Annotated in this window: 13 protein-coding genes and 1 tRNA gene; 11 read left to right on the top strand and 3 right to left on the bottom strand. The window is 58.8% G+C overall.

The window, feature by feature from the left end:
- Positions 1-7 precede the first annotated feature (7 nt).
- A tRNA-Glu gene (locus CKV89_RS11045) sits at positions 8-80 on the bottom strand.
- 377 nt (positions 81-457) lie between these two features.
- On the opposite strand from CKV89_RS11045, the gene CKV89_RS11040 reads away from it, so the two are divergent.
- From CKV89_RS11040 to CKV89_RS10995, 10 genes are all read left to right on the top strand, one after another.
- Positions 458-1798: a TrkH family potassium uptake protein gene (locus CKV89_RS11040; protein ID WP_028326715.1), complete on the top strand. Its 1341-nt coding sequence runs from the start codon at positions 458-460 to the stop codon at positions 1796-1798.
- Positions 1799-1848: 50 nt separating this feature from the next.
- Positions 1849-2532, top strand: a complete 684-nt coding sequence (locus CKV89_RS11035; protein WP_028326714.1) for a potassium channel family protein — start codon at positions 1849-1851, stop codon at positions 2530-2532.
- 51 nt (positions 2533-2583) lie between these two features.
- A complete protein-coding gene (locus CKV89_RS11030; RefSeq protein WP_034400442.1) occupies positions 2584-3231 on the top strand; it encodes a histidine phosphatase family protein in 648 nt (215 codons plus the stop codon).
- 479 nt (positions 3232-3710) lie between these two features.
- Positions 3711-5357 carry an LCP family protein gene (locus tag CKV89_RS11025; protein ID WP_084440877.1) on the top strand — a complete coding sequence of 549 codons (1647 nt, stop codon included), beginning with the start codon at positions 3711-3713 and terminating at the stop codon, positions 5355-5357.
- Between the two features lie 95 nt (positions 5358-5452).
- Positions 5453-6448, top strand: a complete 996-nt coding sequence (locus CKV89_RS11020) for a glycosyltransferase family 2 protein (protein WP_051277391.1) — start codon at positions 5453-5455, stop codon at positions 6446-6448.
- Between the two features lie 8 nt (positions 6449-6456).
- Positions 6457-7770, top strand: a complete 1314-nt coding sequence (locus CKV89_RS11015; RefSeq protein ID WP_231935395.1) for a glycosyltransferase — start codon at positions 6457-6459, stop codon at positions 7768-7770.
- A 3-nt stretch (positions 7771-7773) separates the two neighbouring features.
- Entirely contained in the window at positions 7774-8688 is a 915-nt protein-coding gene (locus tag CKV89_RS11010) for an ABC transporter permease (protein WP_231935394.1), read from the top strand.
- A 46-nt stretch (positions 8689-8734) separates the two neighbouring features.
- Entirely contained in the window at positions 8735-9721 is a 987-nt protein-coding gene (locus CKV89_RS11005; protein ID WP_197697054.1) for an ABC transporter ATP-binding protein, read from the top strand.
- Between the two features lie 77 nt (positions 9722-9798).
- Positions 9799-10917, top strand: a complete 1119-nt coding sequence (locus CKV89_RS11000; RefSeq protein WP_028326711.1) for a glycosyltransferase — start codon at positions 9799-9801, stop codon at positions 10915-10917.
- Between the two features lie 172 nt (positions 10918-11089).
- Complete coding sequence (locus tag CKV89_RS10995; RefSeq protein WP_154657588.1) at positions 11090-13516, top strand: glycosyltransferase; 2427 nt, start codon at positions 11090-11092, stop codon at positions 13514-13516.
- On the opposite strand, the gene CKV89_RS10990 is transcribed toward CKV89_RS10995, so the two are convergent.
- Complete coding sequence (locus CKV89_RS10990; RefSeq protein WP_157728111.1) at positions 13484-14923, bottom strand: O-antigen ligase family protein; 1440 nt, start codon at positions 14921-14923, stop codon at positions 13484-13486. The two genes, CKV89_RS10995 and CKV89_RS10990, sit on opposite strands and share 33 nt — an antisense overlap.
- A gap of 79 nt (positions 14924-15002) precedes the next feature.
- Between CKV89_RS10990 and CKV89_RS10985 the strand changes: the two genes are divergently transcribed.
- Positions 15003-17669 carry a glycosyltransferase family 4 protein gene (locus tag CKV89_RS10985; RefSeq protein ID WP_231935393.1) on the top strand — a complete coding sequence of 889 codons (2667 nt, stop codon included), beginning with the start codon at positions 15003-15005 and terminating at the stop codon, positions 17667-17669.
- Between the two features lie 83 nt (positions 17670-17752).
- On the opposite strand, the gene CKV89_RS10980 is transcribed toward CKV89_RS10985, so the two are convergent.
- A complete protein-coding gene (locus tag CKV89_RS10980; protein ID WP_051277387.1) occupies positions 17753-19204 on the bottom strand; it encodes a DUF1846 domain-containing protein in 1452 nt (483 codons plus the stop codon).
- Positions 19205-19488: the final 284 nt, after the last annotated feature.

Below are 19488 nucleotides of genomic sequence, written 5' to 3'. Positions count from 1 at the left end.
TTCTGCGCATCCCCAACGGGATTTGAACCCGTGTTGCCGCCGTGAAAGGGCGGAGTCCTAGGCCGCTAGACGATGGGGACCCTTTCCTTACGGTTTCTACCAGGTCTTTTATCTCTGATGCAGTGAACTGCACCGGATTAAGTTCCGGTTGGCCCCGCGAGGACATGAAGAAGCATATGTGACAAACAGGCCAAGCAGCAAAACGGCGGCATCTGTGCCGGTCAACCCCCTAAAAGCCGCCCCTATCTAACGACCCTGCGCACTCTTGGCTCCACAAACCACCCTGAGCAATGCCAAGCCAACTCCGCTGCTGCAACCCAGGGTGAAGAGCCCCACTATCTGCTGGCACAATCGAAAAGACCCGCGCACGCGGGAACCTCGACAGGGCGAAAAGGTGGTGACGGGATGCGCGGGCACCCCCGCAAGCGGCACACGCCGTGCACCCCCAGGAGGACATGTGGTTAGCCTCTGGCGTCGACAAGGACGATGGCTCGCCTCCCCAGTCCGCCTCGTCCCCGTGGCATTCATCCTCTTCATGGCCCTCGGGACAGCACTACTGGCTCTACCGATCTCTCACCCAGGCGAAGTCGACTACCTCGCCTCGGCCTTCACGGCCGTTTCTGCCACCTGTATCACCGGCCTGACCGTCGTCGACACCGCGACCTATTGGACCCCCTTCGGTAAAGCCGTCATCATCGTCCTTACCCAACTCGGCGGGTTCGGCATCATGTCTGCGGCCACACTGTTCGCCCTAGCCATCAACGGCCGCCTGGACCTAACCGGAACTCTCGTCGCTCAAACAGAAAAACAAACCCGCACCCTCGGTGAAGTGCGCCGCGTTATCACCCGCATCGCCGCTGTCATGCTCACCCTCGAAATCCTCGCCGGCATCATCCTTACCATCCGGCTGCTCATTCGCGGGGAACCCTTCAGCGGTGCTGTACTCCACGGCTTTTTCTACTCCGCCATGGGGTTCACTAACGCAGGGTTCACCCCCGACGCCGGGTTGGTTAAGTATGTCGGTGACCCCTGGATTATGTGGCCGCTGTTCCTGCTCATCATCCTCGGCAGCCTTGGCTACCCCGTCCTATTCGAGCTGCAAAACAAATGGCGACGTCCCCACCACTGGAGCGTCCATATGCGGCTGACCTTCTGGGGGTTCCTTTTCCTCATGGTTGTTGGCGTGAGCTATTTCGCGCTTTTCGAATGGAACAACCCCGGCACACTGGGCCCACTTAATGTGATGGGAAAGATCAATGGTGCCCTCGCCGGAGGAATCATGCCCCGCTCTGCAGGATTCAGCGCTGTTGACTACGCCCAAATCACTGACGAGTCCACCGTTGCAACCATCGTCCTGATGTTTATCGGTGGAGGATCTGCAGGAACTTCCGGAGGCCTGAAAGTATCCACCTTCTTCCTCCTGGCCTTTGTGATCCTCGCCGAAATTCGCGGCGAACACGATGTCACCGTCGGGCACCGCAGCGTCTCCAATGCCACCATCCGACAAGCCCTCGCGATCGCGCTCCTATCAGTCGGCGTCGTTACTGCAAGCGCCGTCATCCTCGTTTCACTCACTGAACTTCCACTCATCGCCGTACTCTTCGACGTGGTATCAGCATTCGCCACCTGTGGACTATCCCTGGGCATCACCCCTGACCTGCCCCCAGGGGGGCAGGTACTCCTGATGGTGCTGATGTTCATCGGACGTGTCGGCACCGTCACTGTTGCCTCCGCTTTGGCGCTGCGCACCAGACAACGCCACTACCACCTACCCAACGAAGCGCCCATCGTCGGCTGACGCACACGGCATAACACCAACCCAAGGAGAACCATATGTGGCCTCGCCGAATGGCACGCGAACCTGAATCCATCCTCGTCGTCGGCCTGGGGCGCTTCGGCTCTTCAGTAGCCCAAAGCCTGGTCAAAATGGAAAAAGAAGTCATGGCCATTGACTCTGATGCTGACCTAGTCCAGCGATTCGCTGGTGAATTCACCCACGTAGTCCAAGCCGACGCCACCGACAGTGAAGCCCTCAATCAACTCGGCGTCAGCAGTTTTGACCGAGCCGTTGTCGCCATCGGAACCGACATCGAAGCCAGCGTCCTAACCGTCCTGTCTCTATCTGAGATTGGCGTAGAAGAGATCTGGGCAAAAGCAGTCACCGACAAACACGGCAGCATCCTCGAACGCGTCGGGGCCCACCACGTCGTCTACCCCGAACGTGACATGGGCAAACGCGTTGCCCATCAAATCGTCGGATCGCTCTCGGACTACCTCGAATTCGAGGGGTACGCCCTCGCCCGCACCACCGCGCCTGCGATTTTGTGGGGAGTGCCCTTCTCGCGCTCAGATATCCGTTCGCGCTACCGCATCACCATCGTTGGTATCAAACGCGAAGGAGAATCCTTCACCTACGCCGAGTCCGAAACGATCGCCCACCGCGGCGATGAACTCATCATTTCCGGCAGCGTCAAAGCAGTAGAGAAATTCTCCGCCCTGCCGCACGATGATCCTGAAGACTCACGAAGCTGAAACCGCAACAGCGCCTAGCTCATCCTCAGGCCTACAGGAGAGAATGAGCGCATGCGCCTCATCCTCATCCGCCACGGACAGACCAGTTCCAACATCGACATGCTGCTGGATACCGCAGAGCCCGGAGCAGATCTGACCGACTTGGGGATAGAGCAAGCCAATGCCATCCCCGCAGCCCTTGCTGATGTCGACATCGACCTCATCGTTACCTCCACCCTCGTGCGCACTCAGCAAACAGCGGCACCACTAGCCGCCCAGCGCAACCTCACGCCATGGATCCGCCAGGGAGTGCGCGAAATCTCTGCTGGAGATCTCGAAATGCGAGGCGACTTGGAGGCACTGGAGAGCTATCACGGGATGCTTATTAGCTGGAAAGACGACTTCACAACCAGCAAAGTCAATGGTGAAACCGGACAAAACGTGGCAGATCGTTACAACCAGGTTCTAGAGGAGATTTATCAGCACGTGGGTGAAGATGGAACGGCTGTTGTCTTCTCCCATGGCGCGGTGATACGTGGCTGGACCGCCATGTTCGTCCGGGGAGTCGAATTCGACTACGTCGTAAAAAACTCACTTGCCAACACAGCGGCGGTCGACATTGTCGGCAAACCAGGGCAATGGAGCCTCGCGCACTGGGGAGACCGCCCTCTAGGCGTCAGTGAGCCGCTCCCCGCCACGCCGATCTACGAAAATGAGTAGAAGTAAAGAAAGAGCAATCGAGGCCAGGTAGTCCTGCCAACACGTACCCACCACGCGAGTTCACGTACAGCGAAAAATGCTGTGGGGCATAGATGTACGTCATCGATGGGGTGTTTTTTGGTCTGCATCTTTCGATGCGAAGTCACTGAAACGGGTGCTGATGACGCCACGTAATGCAAGACAAACAGGCTCCAGGCGCAGCTAGCTGCGCCTCAAAAGCGCAGCTTTAGCCTCGGCAGAGACGGGACACTTCCGGTTAAAAATGCGCCATACGCTGACGAAAGACTCCGAGCATATTTTTTCTTTGCCCTGTCATCTCAAGCACTGCTTAGCCTCTAGCGCACTACAGAGAGAGGTAAATTCCACAAAAACTGCGCGTCTAATACACGACATAGGGGGGCTGCGTCCACCCCATTCTCGGAAGACGTTCAGCGGGACTTTCGGATACATACGGTCTTTGTGCGGATACTAGTTTCATTATGACCAGTGACCCCAAGCGCACATCCGAGGAACAGTCCCTAGTGGGCCGCGGCGGAACCGAGGCGTTGTCGTCGCCGGACACGGCAACGGCAGCCGTGCGCCGTCGCCGTGCCTACACGCTCATCTGGTTAACCCAGTTCGCGCCGGGAAGCGCCCAGCTTGTAGGCGGCAACAAACGACTGGGGCGGTTCGTCATACGCCTACTCATCCTGTTCGTGCTCGCCGCCGCAGTCATTATCGGTCTGTTTTTCTACAACCGAGCCTTCGTTATCAACACCTTCGCGAGGCCACCCGTGCTGTGGGGACTCGCAGCGGTCGTATTAGCCTGCGCCATCGGCTGGGCATGGCTGTTCATCGATGCCGTCCGCCTCAGCCGTCCAGGCACCCTCCCCAAACGAACTCGCCTCGGGGTCTCACTTTTGGCCGCGATGCTTATGGTCATCTCCTGCGGCACACTCACCTGGAGCGCCAACGTCATCCGCGTCGGCGCCTCTGCTGTTTCTGGAATGTTTGGCACAGGAATGGCCGCTAAACCAGTACAAGGCCGTTACAACATTCTCCTGCTCGGCGGCGACTCAGGCGCAAGCCGTGAAGGCCTACGCCCAGACACCATCATGCTCGCCAGCATCGACGCAGACAGCGGCCGCACCGCCATGTTCGGCTTCGCCCGCGACACCGAAAACATCAACTTCCGCCCCGGAACCACTATGAGCAGGCTCATGCCCCAAGGGTGGAACTGCGGCGACAAATGCCTCCTCAACGGCCTCTACACCTGGGCCCACCAAAACGCCTCCAAATTCCCCGCAAACTCCGGAGACGTCGGCGTCCTAGCCACCAAAGAAGCCATCGAATCCCTCTCCGGTATCGACATTCAGTACTACGCACTCGTCGACCTCAAAGGATTCCAACGATTCATCGACGCCGTCGGCGGCATCGATGTTGACGTCCGTAAAGCAACCCCCATCGGCGGCGGAACCTCCCGCATCAAGGGGTACATCCAGCCCGGTCACCAGCACCTCGACGGATATCACGCCCTCTGGTACGCCCGCTCCCGCGAGGGCTCCAGCAACTACGAGCGCATGCAACGCCAACAATGCGTCATGACCTCAATGCTCCACCAGCTCGACCCAGCAACAGTCATCACCAAATACCAAGAACTTGCTGGCGCTGCCGGAAGCACCCTCGGCACCGACATTCCTGCCTCCCAACTAGGCACCATGAGCGACCTGGCAATCAAAGCCCGCGACCAGAAAATGACCAGCGTCAACTTCACCCCGCCGATCATTAACCCCTGGAAATACGATCCCCAGGTGATCCGCAACAAAGTCGCTGAAGCTATCGCCAAGACCGAACGCGCTGGACAATCCGCAAGCTCCTCCTCCCGAGCTAGCTCGACCCCCCGCGCATCAGCAAGCCACAGCCCTCACTCCACCAACGGCCTCAAGAACGACAACGTCATCTCCCCCCGCGGAGAAAACATCCCCGGTGCTCCCGGACAACAGCGCGCCACCGGCAGCAGCACGAGCAGTGCACACCCCACCCGCGGTTCTCGCTCCACCACAACCGCATCACCCCGCCCTAGTGGCTCCAGCAGCGCCTCGACCGGCATGACCGAGGATCTCGCAGCTGTGTGTTCGGCAGGATGAGTTCGATGAGCAACCAAAACCCAACGCACTCAACGCCACCGGCCGATGCTCTAGGGCAATTCACCCCTGAAGAAAGCTGGCCACCAGTCACTGTCATGATCCCGGTTCTCAACGAAGAGAACCACCTGGAGGCTGCCGTACAACAAGTGCTCGCTCAGGAATACCCAGGCGAAGTGGAAGTTATCCTGGCAGTCGGACCCAGCAAAGACCGTACCGCTGAGGTCGCTGCCGCGCTCGCTGCTGCCGATGAACGCGTCACCGTCGTCGACAACCCCTCAGGGCGTACCCCCGATGCACTCAATGCGGCCATCGCCGCTAGCCACCACCCCATCATCGTGCGCGTAGATGGACACGCTGAACTCTCCGAGGGCTACATCCGCTTAGCTGTTGCCGAACTGCTACGCGTCGGCGCCGACAATGTTGGCGGCATCATGAACGCCCAAGGGCGAACCACTTTCGAGAAAGCTGTCGCATGCGCCATGCGCAGCAAAATCGGTGTTGGCAACGCCCGTTTCCATGTCGGGGGAGAAGCCGGCCCTGCCGACACTGTCTACCTCGGTGTTTTCCGTCGCCGAGCCCTTGAGAAAGCAGGCGGATACGATCCCCACTTCACCCGCGCTCAAGACTGGGAACTCAACCACCGCATCCGCCAAGCAGGCGGAACAGTGTGGTTCACCCCCGCCTTGTCCGTTACCTACCGCCCCAGGGGATCTTTCTCTGCCCTGGCTACCCAGTACCGCAACTATGGACGGTGGCGCAGAGTCGTGGCAGCCACCCATGAAGGCACGATCAACCTGCGCTACCTGGCGCCCCCTGCCATGGTCCTAGGCACCGTCGCAGCCACTGTTTTGGGAACGGTATGGCATCCAGCCTGGATCGTTCCCGCTGGTTACCTCGCTGGAATCACGGCTGGATCCCTCTCAACCAGCCGCGGTGAACCTCTAAAAGTGCGCGCCACCCTTCCTGCGGTTCTCGCCACCATGCACTGGTCCTGGGGCATCGGATTTATTACCAGCCCAAAGGAACTACGCGAAGTCTCTCCCACGCACAACGAAGAAGGCGCCACGGCGACTACGCTTGATCAACGGTGAAAAGTCTCATGATCGTGGCCACTGCGGTGGCCACTGACGCTCGCGTCCTCAAAGAAGCAGCAACCCTCGTCGCAGCCGGCCACACCGTTCACATCATTGGGAAAAATGTGCCCGGCGACTTCGTGCCGCCTCCTGGCGTCACCATCTCCTCTGTCGGAGCCTCCTCCGTGCTCCGCAAACAAGGAGCCCAATCCCTCTCCGGCCGTAAACTCTCACCCCCCATGGCCTTCGCTCGATGGGTCATGCTCCCCACTCACCGCAACTCCACCTTCGCCAGATTTGGTGAAGCCGCTGAACATATCGCGCACGAGCTGGCCACCAACGGTGATGGATTCGACGTAGTCCATGCCCACGACTTCACCTCACTGGAAGCGGGGGTCAGGATTGCTGCACACGCCGCCGTGCCGCTGATCTACGACACCCACGAGTTCTGGTCAGGACGCTCCCGCGAATACCGCCCCACACCACTGCAAGACGCACACGAGCGACGCCTCGAAGGTGAACTCGCAGCTATGGCGGCAGCCGTAATCACCGTCGGAGATGGCGTCGCTGAGGCCCTGCGGCAGCAATACAAAGAAAACAACTGGCCACACATCACCACGGTCCGTAACTCTTTCCCCTCCCTGCCCGAAGACATCACCGCCGCCCTGCCCGATCTACCCGAAAAACCTCACGGCATCATCTACGCAGGACGTATCGGAGCCCACCGCGAACTCGAAACTGCCGCAGCAGCCGCAACAACGCTGACTAATGAAGGAATAGAGGTTCGCCTCATGGGGCCAGTGGACAACACCTGGCTCAACAGCCACGACACCGGAGCAGCCACCATCGTTGCTCCCACCAGCCCCGACGAAGTCGACGCGCACCTGCGAAAATGTGGCCTGGTCCTGGTAGCCCTTGCCCCCGGCTGGAAAAACCACGAGCTTGCCCTGCCCAACAAACTTTTCCACGCCGTCCGCGCTGGAGTGCCTATGGTTGCCTCCGACATCGGTGAGCTCGCCGCCGTCGTCCGCAAATACAACCTTGGTACCCTCTACACCCCCGGCAACTCAGACAGCCTTGTCCAGGCCACCCGAGAAGCCATCGCCAAATACTCCGACTTGTGCCAATCAGTGCAAGCCGCACAACACGAACTCAGCTGGGAAAGTGACGGCGCAGCCCTCCTATCGGTGTACGACTCTCTCTCAGGAGCCACACCACCCCACCTCCCCCCGACAACGAAAACGCAACACACCACCGCGCGCGTAGTTCGGGAACCAATGGCCAGAGCAGTAAGAACATTGCGTGCACACACACGAGCAAGCACGCGGAAAGGTGAGTAGCCGGTGAGTTCTGACTCGGTCGAACAAGAGGCGGGTCGCGCCGTCACCAGAGCTGTCGATGGATCCATCATCCGCGCCGACGCGGTCCCGTACCACAAATACGAGCCGCATCGTGCAGGACTTCCCAACCTCAAGGTTTACTTCAAAGACCTCTGGGAGAGAAAAGAGTTCGCCGTAGCGAACTCCCGAGCGGGGATGCGCGCAGCCAACACCATGACCTTCTTCGGACAGGCATGGCTCGTCATCAACCCCCTTCTGCTTGCCCTGGTCTACTTCATGCTGGTCACCGTGCTGCAACGCAAGGGATACCAACCCAGCCTTTTAGCCCACATCACCGGTGGCATCTTCGTCTTCTACTACTTCCAAGGCGCAGTACTGCAGGGAGCTTCCTCCGTCACCGGAGCAGGAAAAATGGTGGTAAACACCTCTTTCCCACGGCTTCTGCTGCCCATGACATCGGTGCGCACCGCCCTCTTCCGGTTCCTACCCACCATCCCCGTCTACTTCATCTTCCACATCACAGCCGGGAATCCCTTCACCTGGGCCACCTTCATCGTTGCCCCGATCTTCCTGGCCCTGCTCACCCTTTTCACTTTTGGGCTCGCAGCGCTTTTCTCCACCGCACAGGTGTACTTCCGTGACACCAGCAGCTTCCTGCCATACATCATGCGAATCTGGCTGTACGTATCTCCCGTGCTGTGGACGGTGGACCTCATTGACCGCTACCCGGTCATGAAAGCTCTCATCCCCTTCAACCCCTTGTACTCCCTCATTGGTGGGTACAACCAGGTACTTCAAGAAGGCGTCGTTCCTTCGCTCGACTTGTGGCTCATGGCCATCGGATGGAGCGTGGTATCTGTCGCCGCCGGTTCGTTCTTCTTCTTGTCGAGGGAGCGTGAGTTCGCTGTCCGTCTCTGATAACACCCCCGCAACACCGGGCCCTGGTACCGACGGAGGCGCCAAAATGACCGAGGAACAAAACAACCGCGAGGCACAAAAGCTCGCCGCACAGGAAAAAGCCCGCGCAGCATCTGCTGAGCGCGCAGCTTCCGAAGCTAAACCCGGCAGCAACAGCGAGGCACTTGTCGGTGGCGTTTTCTCTATGCGCTCGGGCAAAAGCGCCAAAACCGGTTCAATCCGCTACCGCGGTGAAAAAGAGCAGCTGCGCGACAACACCGGCCGCACCGACCTGGCAGTCTCAGTGCAGCACCTGCACATCACCTACCGCACCACCTTCGAGCGAGTGCCAACGTTCAAAAACGCCATCGTCCGTGCCGGACGAGGCGAACGCGCAGTCATCGAAGTCAACGCGATCAACGACATCAGCTTCGATGTTCCCAACGGCACTGCCATAGGCATCATCGGAGCCAACGGAGCAGGAAAATCTACCCTCCTACGCGCCATCGCCGGGATCCTCCCACCCAACCACGGGCAAATCGAGGTGTGGGGTAGAGCCAGCACTCTCTTGGCCCTCGGTGTCGGATTCAACGGCATGCTTTCCGGGCGCGAAAACATCATCCTCGGTGGGCTTGCCTCAGGCCTGTCACGCGCGGAAGTAGAAGAACGGGCCGAAGAAGTTGCCGAATGGGCCGAACTGGGTGCCTTCATTGATGCACCCATGCGCACGTACTCCTCTGGTATGTACTCCCGCCTAGCCTTCGCCGTGGCAGTGCACATGAAGCCCGACATCCTCATGATCGACGAGGCGCTATCTACCGGTGACGCCACCTTCCGCGCCAAAGCCAACGCGAAAATGGCCGAACTGCGTGCTTCCGCGCGAGCAATGTTCCTCGTCTCTCACGGTTTGTCCAGCATCAAAGAAATGTGCAATGACGCCATCTGGCTGCACAAGGGACGCATCATGATGCACGCCTCCCCGGAGGAATGCATCGACGCCTACACCGAATTCGTCAAGGTCGGAAAAACACCTGCAACCATGGACGAAATCTGACTTCATGACCATCGAGCAGGGGGGCGGATACTACCGACAGGTTCGCTCCGCCCCCGCTCACCTGGTAAACGTGGACCATGCGTTCTTCCTACGACGTGTCCTTCGTGACAAGCGGTCACGATGTCGCTGATGCCCGCCTGCATCGTGAAGTGCAGGCCCTGGTGGCCCGCGGCATGTCCGTGGAAGTTCTCGGACTCGGTGACCCCGCAGACGGCCCCACCTGTGCATCTGTGCGAACTTGGAAACGCCCGCACATCATCGCCCGAGCCCCACTGGCGGCCAGGATGGCCGCTTCGGCCGGTGGACGTGTCCTAGTCACCCTCGACCCTGACTCAGCAGTCGCTGCAGGAACCATCGTCATGTCTTCCGGGCGAGTTCTTGTCGTCGATATTCATGAAGACTACGCAGCCCTCCTGCGTGACCGGCCATGGGCAAGCAAAGCGGCAGGAATACCCGGCATCGTCGGAAACGGTGTCGTAGAAGCATTCACCACCATCGCCAAACGCGCCGCGCTGACCCTCGTCGCTGACGATCACGTACCCCCACTGGAGGCACGAAACCGACTTGTTCTGCGCAACGAACCCGTACCGGCTCTCCTGCCAGACCCCGCCGACCCCGACGCCAAACCCCGGGCCGTGTATATCGGTGATGTACGCAGCTCCCGAGGTTTATTCGCAATGATCGAAGCGCTACGTCTGGCTCCGGACTGGACTTTGGACATCGTTGGGCCAGTAGCGCCCGCCGACGCAGAAGAACTCACCGCCACTCTCGATAGCGACAGCCGCCTAGCTGAAAGAATCCGCCTACACGGACGCCGCCCGCCACACGCCGCATGGGAGATAGCGCGCGGAGCCTGGGCAGGGTTAGTACTTCTCGCTGACACCCCGGCCTTCCAGCAGGCGATGCCAAGTAAGCTCGGCGAATACCTTGCGTGCGGACTGCCAGTAATCAGCACCGATCTGCCGCGACAGCATGAAGTCCTGGCCGACACAGAGGCCGGAATTCTCGTGCCAGTAGGGGAAGATGCCGCTGTTGGTGCCGCAGTTGCTGCCCACATGCACAAATGGTCCGAACAGCCACAGACCCACGCCCGCGCCCGCACTGCTGCACTCACCGAAGCTACCCGCCTACGAGCGGCGCGCAGCGGCTACGACGACTTCGCCGACGCTATTAGTGAACTTCTTACAGTCCGCTGATAATTCATCTTCAAGCGGGAAGACGCGCGCGAATCACCCAGCCTGACGGCGGGCCACAGCGCCCAAAACACGGCAGAATGAACTCCGGACGCCTCACACGCGATTCCACCACCGCCGCAGGCCCAACTCCACAGCACACGACAAAGCGCCCAACGAGAGGGAGGCCACTTCCATGAGCGCGTCCACCCCGAATAACGCACGACGAGCCGCGAGCAAAGCGGCACGAAAGGCACTACGGCTCGCGCTTGGTCCGCAATCACCTCTCCGTAAAGCTTTGCCTGATCCGGTCAAAACACAGCTGCGTGTCGTACGACGTCACCTACCCGCCGCTGCCGTGCGCATTGTTGACTCCAGCACCGGCAAAACCCCAGCAGCGCCGATTGACCCAGCAGTCCTGGCCGCCGCCTCACGCCGACCATTCCTGCCCAACGAACCTGTTCGAGTATGGGTAGCCCCCGCGAACTTCGCAGGCCAAGGAAAAGCTTGGGCAGACGCGATGGAGACACACATCACCGGCGTTGGAGCCCGCTCCATGGCTGTCAAAGGAGCCATCCGTTTTCCCGTCGATCAAGAAGTAGCCCCTGAGGCCTACCGCGACATTGGCTGGCAAAAAGAGCAAGAAAAATACGTCTTCGCCCACTACACCCACGCCCTCATCGAAGCCGAACGTCCCCTATTCGGAACCCGATACGGCAACACCTGCGAGATTGAAATCAAACGACTCACCGAAGCAGGACTAGCCGTTGCGCTGATATCCCACGGATCTGACCTACGTGTCCCCTCCAAACACGCACAAATGTTCCCGCACAGCCCCTTCGATGACCCCGAAGACAGGACGTACCAAATCCTCGAAAAGCGAGCCCTCAACAACGCCCGCATCATCGAACAGTTCGACGGCCCCGTTTTCGTTTCCACCCCAGACCTCATCGACTATGCCCCGCGCGCCCACTGGTGCCCTACCGTCATCGACACCTACCACTGGGATTCCGACTGGCCCCTCCTGGCGCGCCCCATCCCACGCGTAGTGCACATTCCCAGCAACGGCAAACTCAAAGGAAGCGACTTCATCGACGAGATTTGCACCCAGCTCGCCGAAGAAGGACACATCGAATACCGCACCCCCCGAGGCGTATCTCACGCTGACATTCAACGCGAGTTCAGCGAAGCTGACATCGTTATCGACCAGCTCGTCATGGGGCTGTATGGAGTAACTGCAATTGAAGGACTCGCCGCTGGCCGCGTAGTTGTGGCATTCCTAGGTGACGTGGTGCGTCAGCGTGTCAAAGAAGTCTCCGGACTGGATATCCCTATCAAAGAAGCAACTGTCGAAACCCTGCGCGAAGTCCTCCTCGATATCATCACCAACCGCGATAGCGCCCGTGCCTTCGCCGCGAAAGGGCCGGACTACGTCGCCGAAATTCATGACGGGCGACTATCAGCGAAAGTGCTCTCCGAGCACTTCACCGGCGGGAAAATCGCTACCGCCACCGACGCACTCGCTGAACGTGAAGCCGAACCAGTAGCCCCTTTCAAACCTGTCCCCGACCTCACCGCTGCACGACGAGTGTTTATTGGGCCAGCTAACCTCGCCGGACAAGGAACAGCTTGGGCACGCGCCCTGCGCACGCATTTAGATGGCGTATCCGCTACCTCGATGGCAACCCGCGGCCATCTCCTGCGCTTTCCGAGCGACTACCAGATCGACCCAACATTCTTTTCTGACGAAAGCTGGAGCGAACGGCAAGAGCGCTATCTCAGCGAGTTCTACACGCACATTCTCATCGAAGCACTGCGTCCCGTAACCGGTTTCCGGCATGGAACCCGCGCCACCGGCGAGATACCAGTACTGCGCGAAGCAGGGCTGAACGTGGCGCTCATCGCCCACGGTGCAGACGTGCGCGTTCCCAGCCTTCACCGTAAAGAGCACGCCTGGTCTCCTTACGGTGAAATCTGGGACGGTGTGCCCTCGCTCGAAGTGCTGGAACAGCGCGCACAGCGCACCATCGAAGCGATGACCCAATTCTGCGGGCACACATTCGTTTCCACTCCCGACCTACTCGACTATGTGCCTCAGGCACGTTGGTGCCCAATCGTGGTCGATGTCGACTCTTGGCAAAGCGAAGAACAAAACCCCCACGAAGGGGTAATGCGCGTGATGCACGCCCCCAGCCATTCGCTGTTGCAAGGAACGATGCTTATTGAACCAGCAGTCACCGACCTAGCTCACGAAGGTGTCATCACATACTCCAACGTCGGTGGCACTGCGCCGAGCCGTATGCGGGCCCGATACGCAGCAGCCGACGTCGTTCTCGACCAATTCGCGCTTGGCACATACGGTGTTACTGCATGTGAAGCGATGGCGGCGGGGCGAGTTGTCGTGGGGCATGTGACCGAAAAAACCCGCGAACAGATCACCGCGGACACCGGTCTAGAGCTGCCTATCGTTGAGGCCGAGCCAGATCAAATCGAACAGGTGCTACGCAACCTGGCAGAAGATCCGCAGCGGCGAATAGCGCTCAGCCGAGCAGGGCAAGAGTTCGTTCGAGCAGTACACGACGGCACTAAATCAGCAAACGTCCTTGCCACCTGGATCGACTGACCGCGCAGCTTCCTGCCCCCGTAACGGCAAACGGTGCGTGTGCGTAGCAACCCGCCACGCACACGCACCAGCAGCCGCATGCATGACCCACCACGTCCCAACATGCAGAGCTGAACTGGCTGCAATACCCAAAGCAATAAGCGCAATGAGATAACCGACTGCCTCATACCGTGCGACACGGGTGTCAGGGACACGTACAGACCCCGCCAGCGTCACCAGTACCCCAATGACGAACACTCCGTAACAAACAGCAATAGGAACACCGTATTGAGTCAGTAGCTCCATAAAAGCGTTGTGAAGATTCGTCAGCTTCAAAGTTGCAGGAGCCGGATCATGCCACAACAAATATTCAAAAGACCCAGCCCCCGAACCAAGCCACCCCGAATCACGCAAATAACGCCACGCAGCCTTCAACAACTGCAACCGAAGAGTGTCCGAGCGCCGCGTTTCTGACCCACCCTGCGCCACCAGCATCTGCATAACAGGATTACGCGCCACTAACGCTGGCACGGTGAAAGCAGCAACAACCCCGCAGCAGATAACCCCACACACCACACCCACCAGCACACGAGCTCGTCCAGATACTCCAGCACACCGTTGCCGCCAAGCTAGCGAACGATCCCCACGACGAGTAAGCATCCGCCGCCGCACCTCCAACGCCAGCACAACAACCAGCGCCAACACCCCCGAACGGCTTTGAGTAACAACTACCGCCACACAACCAGCAGCAACCACACCCAGCACAACGACAGAAAACAAGCGCGAACGCGACTGCGCCGCCAACGCAATCGCCCCAACAATCATCGCCACCAAAGCAGTCGCGAAATTATTGGGATTGATATAAGTGCCCACCACGACAGGTTCAGGAAAAATAAACGGATTCCTCGCAGAGATCCACAAATGCTGCCGTGTAAAAATCTCCCACCCAGCCACACCAACCGACAAGACAAGTCCAAAAAACCACCCCAGCCGCATACCAGTCATCCCAACGCTAGTTGCTTGCGTGCACGCATAAACAGCTAAAGCCATGACAAAAGCCGTAAACAGCCGCGTCAACTCAAGCTCACCAGCACGTACGTCAGGAGTTCGAGCCAAAGCATACGGAGACCAGAAAACAAAAGCGGCAACAAAAAAAGGCAAAGCCCAAGCGATAGGGCGAAAAATATGCGGGCCGCTACTGATAAAAGCAACAAACGATACCGAAGCGACAACACACAAAAAAGTGTTCTCTAGCCCCATCTCGTGCAGGGGAAGAGATAGCAACCCGCCAGCCACCGTAAAAACAACGGCGCAAGCTCCTCCCGCAGCGACGAGATAGGAAAACCACGTCACCAATAGCGGACGAGAAGTGTTGAGTTCGCCACTGGCCAGTAAGCCTGACTCCTCAGCAATATCTTCGCCTCGCATAAGAATTGAGCGTATCGGCGTTACGGCGCATACAGGGGGTACGCCACCGTGAAAACAGTCAGGAACTACAGTGGTACAGGTGACTCCGCGACGCGTTCTCATGATGGTTGGCAATGACATTCGCCACGACACCCGTGTCCTCAAAACTGCGCTGGCGCTAGCTGACGGTGATATTGAGGTCACCATTTTGGGATACAGCTCCACAGGAGTGCGGGAACAGTCAACGCTAGGCCCAGTACGCATCGTGCGCGTACCGGTGGCATGGCGATTCCGTGACCGAGCCAACGCCGCCCGCAAAGCACGACGAGACAAACGCCTCATCGTGGTGAACGAGCCATCTCCGCGCGAAAAAAGACTGCGCGAACTCCAACTCAGCCTGCGCCAACGGGAAGCTGCCGAACAAAAAGGCGCTAACGGAGCAAACCGTGCCACCCGAGCAGCCCTATGGCGAGTAGCGCAAACAAAGCTTGAACAACAGGCCACACGTTTGAGCAAGTATGAAGATAACTGGCGCCACAAACTGTACGAATCAATCGACAACTCTGCCGCCCTCGTAGCCTGGCGTCGCGATATCCCTGAAATTGACGACTACGCGCTCGCATTTGACCCAGTAATTGATTCCCTGGAATGGGACATCATCCACGCCCACGACGTGCACATGGTTGGGGTCGCGGCGCGGGCGGTAGCACGTAGACGAGCCAACGGTAAGGAAGCGGCCTGGGTTTACGACGCTCACGAATACGTAGCTGGTCTTTCGATCTATCCAGGCAGGCCAGTGCGCAAGCGTGCTGCCTACCTTGATCTGCAGAACGAATACATCCGCGACGCCGACGCCGTGGTCACAGTGACACAACCCCTGGCTGAGCAGCTGCAGAAAGACTACGACCTAGCCAGACAACCAACAGTGGTGATGAATGCCCCAGTGCTTTCCGCAGCTGAACGCTCGGCAGAGGTCTCACTTCGTGAGGTATGCGGCGTTGATAAAAAAACACCACTACTGGTGTATTCGGGAGGAGTCACTGCCGCACGAGGAGTTGATACAGCCATACGCGCGTTAATTGCACTACCTGAGGTGCATGTGGCAGTGGTATGCGTGCCGCGAACCACCACAGCCCCAGTACGCGAACTCACCGAATTGGCGCGAACCTGTGGCGTCGAGGACCGAGTGCACTTCATCGATCCAGTGCGCCCAGATCACGTAAGCGGTTTTGTCGCCGAAGCAGACCTTGGACTCATTCCCATCCTGCACTTCGGCAGCCACGAGTTCGCGCTCGCGAACAAGTTGTTCGAGTACTTATTCGCCGGTCTACCAGTGGTTGTCAGCGATACGCGTGCACAGAAAGAATTCGTTGAGCGTGAGCAGGTGGGGCTAGTTCATGAGGCAGGAAACCCAGCCTCATTCGCGACAGCGGTCAAAGAAGCACTATCGCGTAAAGATGAATTTCAGAAACGTATCCGCCAAAACACCGACCTATTGACGCCATACGCCTGGGAATATCAGGAAAAAACACTACGCGAGCTATACCGCGACCTGTTCCGTCGAGGGCTTCCGGTAGGGAAGTCGTTGATGGTGCGGGCGAACAGTGTCGCCGTCGGGGATGCAGGAATAAGCGAGCCGCAATCTAGTTCAACTCTAGAAGAGATGGTAGAGCGGCCAATTAGTCACGATGACAGGGCAAGTTACGTCGGGTTTGGGCCAGCGAATATGGCTGGCCAGGCATGGCAGTGGGCTAAGGCACTTGAGCGAGCGATACCCGGGGTGAGCACGTCTGTGATGGAAGTGGACCGAGGACAGAAGTTCCGGTATCCGCATGACACCTGGGTCGAGACGACAACCTATCGGCGTGACGCCAAATGGGCGCAGGCACTGGAGAATCGTGCAGTGAAGGACTGGACGCATGCTCTGGTGGAGGCCGGGCGGCCTGTGTTCGGGCTGCGGCATGGGCATGACTTTGTTGGGGATGTGAAAGTGTTGCGCGCGGCAGGTGTACGGGTGGGACTGCTGCTGCACGGCAGCGAGATCCGTAACCCGTCGATCAATGCCCAGCAGACACCATGGTCGCCTTTCGTTGACCCGGCAGATGAGCAAACCGCTCGGTTGCAGCGGGTAGTGGATATCCTCGCGCCGAAAGTGCGAGCCTTCATGGCTGACGATGCCTTCGGCGGTCCTGTGTTTGTCTCAACACCAGATTTGTTGCGGCACATGCCAGGTGCGCATTGGCTTCCAGTGGTGGTTGACGTCCAGATGTGGAGCGCGGAGTCTGCTGTGCTGGACAAACCGGTACCGGTAGTGCTCCACACACCGAGCCGATCTTCGCTGAAAGGAAGCGCTCACGTCGAAGCTGCGGTGGGGCCGCTCGTCGAAGAAGGGCTCATCCGATATGAGCGGGTAGAAGGTGCCACACAGAAAGAAATGGTCGACCTGGTCAAGGGCGCTGACATTGTGCTCGACCAATTCGCTTTAGGCGGGTACGGGGTAGCCGCGTGTGAAGCGATGGCGGCAGGAAAACTCGTGCTTGGACATGTCATCGAAGAAGTTCGTGAGCATGTGAAGTCTCAGACGGGGCTGGAAGTGCCGGTGGTTGAGGCACCTGCAGACCGTTTAGAGGCAGTGCTGCGTGAAGTCCTCACTGATCGTGACGGATTCAGCGCAGTGGCTGCTTCTGGACCAGAGTTTGTCCGCCAAGTGCATGACGGCACCCGATCCGCGGCACTGCTGGCTGAGCAGCTGAATATCCACTCCTGAGAAAACGGCACCAGTTTCACTGCAACGACCAGGGGCTTTCTACCAGACACAAGCGATGGAAAGCCCCTGGCTGGCAAGGTAGATCAGCTCTTGCGGTAGAGCTTCTTCGTTGCGTAAGCGGGTTCGCAGGTCACCTGTACACCCAGGTTTCGGAAAATGCCCTCATCGACGCTGCCCAAGATCGTGGAGGAGTGCACATCGCAGCCATGTAGATTCTGCAGCTGCTCTAGAGCCCGGCGAGCGTTTTCATCGTGCTTGGCGCCCACAGCCAGGGCAATAAGCACCTCATCGGTGTGCAGGCGCGGGTTGTGACTACCCAAATGCTGTGTTTTGAGAGCTTGGATGGGTGCGACCGTCTCGGGGGAGAGCAGATGCACCTTGTCGTCGATGCCAGCCAATGCTTTGAGCGCGTCAAGCAGGATTGCAGAGCTCGGCCCTAGCAGTGAGCTGGTCTTGCCAGCGATGATGCGCCCATCAGGTAGTTCGATCGCAGCGGCGGGGCCCTTAGAACGCTTAGCGAGCTTGCGGGCAGGTTCGACGACAGGACGATCAGTGTCGACGACCCCGAGTTTGCTCATCGTTAGCGCGATACGTTCGCTCTCAACTGGTTCGATCTGCTCTTTGTGCTCGCGGGCCAAAGCCTTGAAGTAGCGGCGGATCACTTCCTGCTTGGAGGCATAGCGGACGACCTCGTCATCGCTGATGCAAAAGCCCACCATGTTGACCCCCATGTCGGTGGGGGAGGCGTAGGGAGAAGACCCCATAATCTGCTCGAACAGCAGATTCAAGACCGGGAAAACCTCGACGTCACGGTTGTAGTTCACTGTCTGCTCACCGTGCGCAGCCAGATGGAACGGGTCAATCATGTTGACGTCGTCGAGGTCGGCAGTAGCGGCCTCATAAGCCAGGTTCACGGGGTGATCCAGTGGCAGGTTCCAGATCGGGAATGTCTCAAACTTCGCGTAGCCAGACTCCACACCGCGCTGGTGGTCCTGGTACAGCTGCGAAAGACACGTGGCCATCTTTCCCGAACCTGGGCCAGGGGCAGTGACAACGACAAGGTTACGGGTGGTTTCGATGTAGTCGTTGCGTCCGTAGCCCTCTTCACTCACAACGAGCGCGACATCGTTGGGGTAGCCCTTGATGGGGTAGTGGCGGTAGACAGTCAGACCCAAACGTTCGAGTTTGCGTTTGAAAGCTTTCGCGGTGCGGTTGTCTTCGCTCCAGTGAGAAATCACCACGCTGCCGACGTACAAGCCATAGGTGCGGAACTCATCGACCAGGCGGAGCACATCTGCGTCGTAGCCGATACCCAAATCGCCACGGACCTTGTTAGAAGCAAGGTCTCGAGCATTAACAACAACGACCATCTCGACGTCGTCTTTCATCGACTCGAGCATGACCAGCTTGTTGTCCGGGGTGAAACCGGGCAGCACACGCGAGGCGTGATGGTCATCAAAAAGCTTTCCACCGAACTCCAGGTACAGCTTCCCGCCGAACTGTGCTCGACGTGCACTAATGTGCTCGGTCTGCATACGGATGTACTTGTCGCGGTCAAAGCCGATGGCGTGTGCGTTCACGTTTTTCCTCCCCAGGGTATGCCGCAGGGAGCTTATCGTTTTGGCCCGCCAGCACGTGCGATGTGACGCATCCCAACTGCCTCAGGCACTGCTAAATAACAGTTTTCGGGGCCTACGCGCCTGTGATCAGACCCGGTCAAGACATATGTGCTGTGTACGTGAAAGTCATGTGAGGTTCTTGTGAGGTTCGTGCTCCAGAGTTCTAGATGTCGGTAGGGAAACCCGGAAATCAGGGGCCG

Origin of the sequence: Dermatophilus congolensis (assembly GCF_900187045.1) — a bacterium.
GTDB lineage: Bacteria > Actinomycetota > Actinomycetes > Actinomycetales > Dermatophilaceae > Dermatophilus > Dermatophilus congolensis.
The sequence above is the reverse complement of the archived record's forward strand: the minus strand, read 5'-3'. Positions and strand labels throughout refer to the sequence as shown.

Bases quoted from the DNA above. Each gene is read 5' to 3' on its own strand.
- CKV89_RS11035 (WP_028326714.1), top strand. From the start codon at position 1,849: ATGGCACGCGAACCTGAATCCATCCTCGTCGTCGGCCTGGGGCGCTTC.
- CKV89_RS11030 (WP_034400442.1), top strand. From the start codon at position 2,584: ATGCGCCTCATCCTCATCCGCCACGGACAGACCAGTTCCAACATCGAC.
- CKV89_RS11025 (WP_084440877.1), top strand. From the start codon at position 3,711: ATGACCAGTGACCCCAAGCGCACATCCGAGGAACAGTCCCTAGTGGGC.
- CKV89_RS11020 (WP_051277391.1), top strand. From the start codon at position 5,453: ATGATCCCGGTTCTCAACGAAGAGAACCACCTGGAGGCTGCCGTACAA.
- CKV89_RS11015 (WP_231935395.1), top strand. From the start codon at position 6,457: ATGATCGTGGCCACTGCGGTGGCCACTGACGCTCGCGTCCTCAAAGAA.
- CKV89_RS11005 (WP_197697054.1), top strand. From the start codon at position 8,735: ATGACCGAGGAACAAAACAACCGCGAGGCACAAAAGCTCGCCGCACAG.
- CKV89_RS11000 (WP_028326711.1), top strand. From the start codon at position 9,799: ATGCGTTCTTCCTACGACGTGTCCTTCGTGACAAGCGGTCACGATGTC.
- CKV89_RS10995 (WP_154657588.1), top strand. From the start codon at position 11,090: ATGAGCGCGTCCACCCCGAATAACGCACGACGAGCCGCGAGCAAAGCG.
- CKV89_RS10990 (WP_157728111.1), bottom strand. From the start codon at position 14,923: ATGCGAGGCGAAGATATTGCTGAGGAGTCAGGCTTACTGGCCAGTGGC.
- CKV89_RS10980 (WP_051277387.1), bottom strand. From the start codon at position 19,204: ATGCAGACCGAGCACATTAGTGCACGTCGAGCACAGTTCGGCGGGAAG.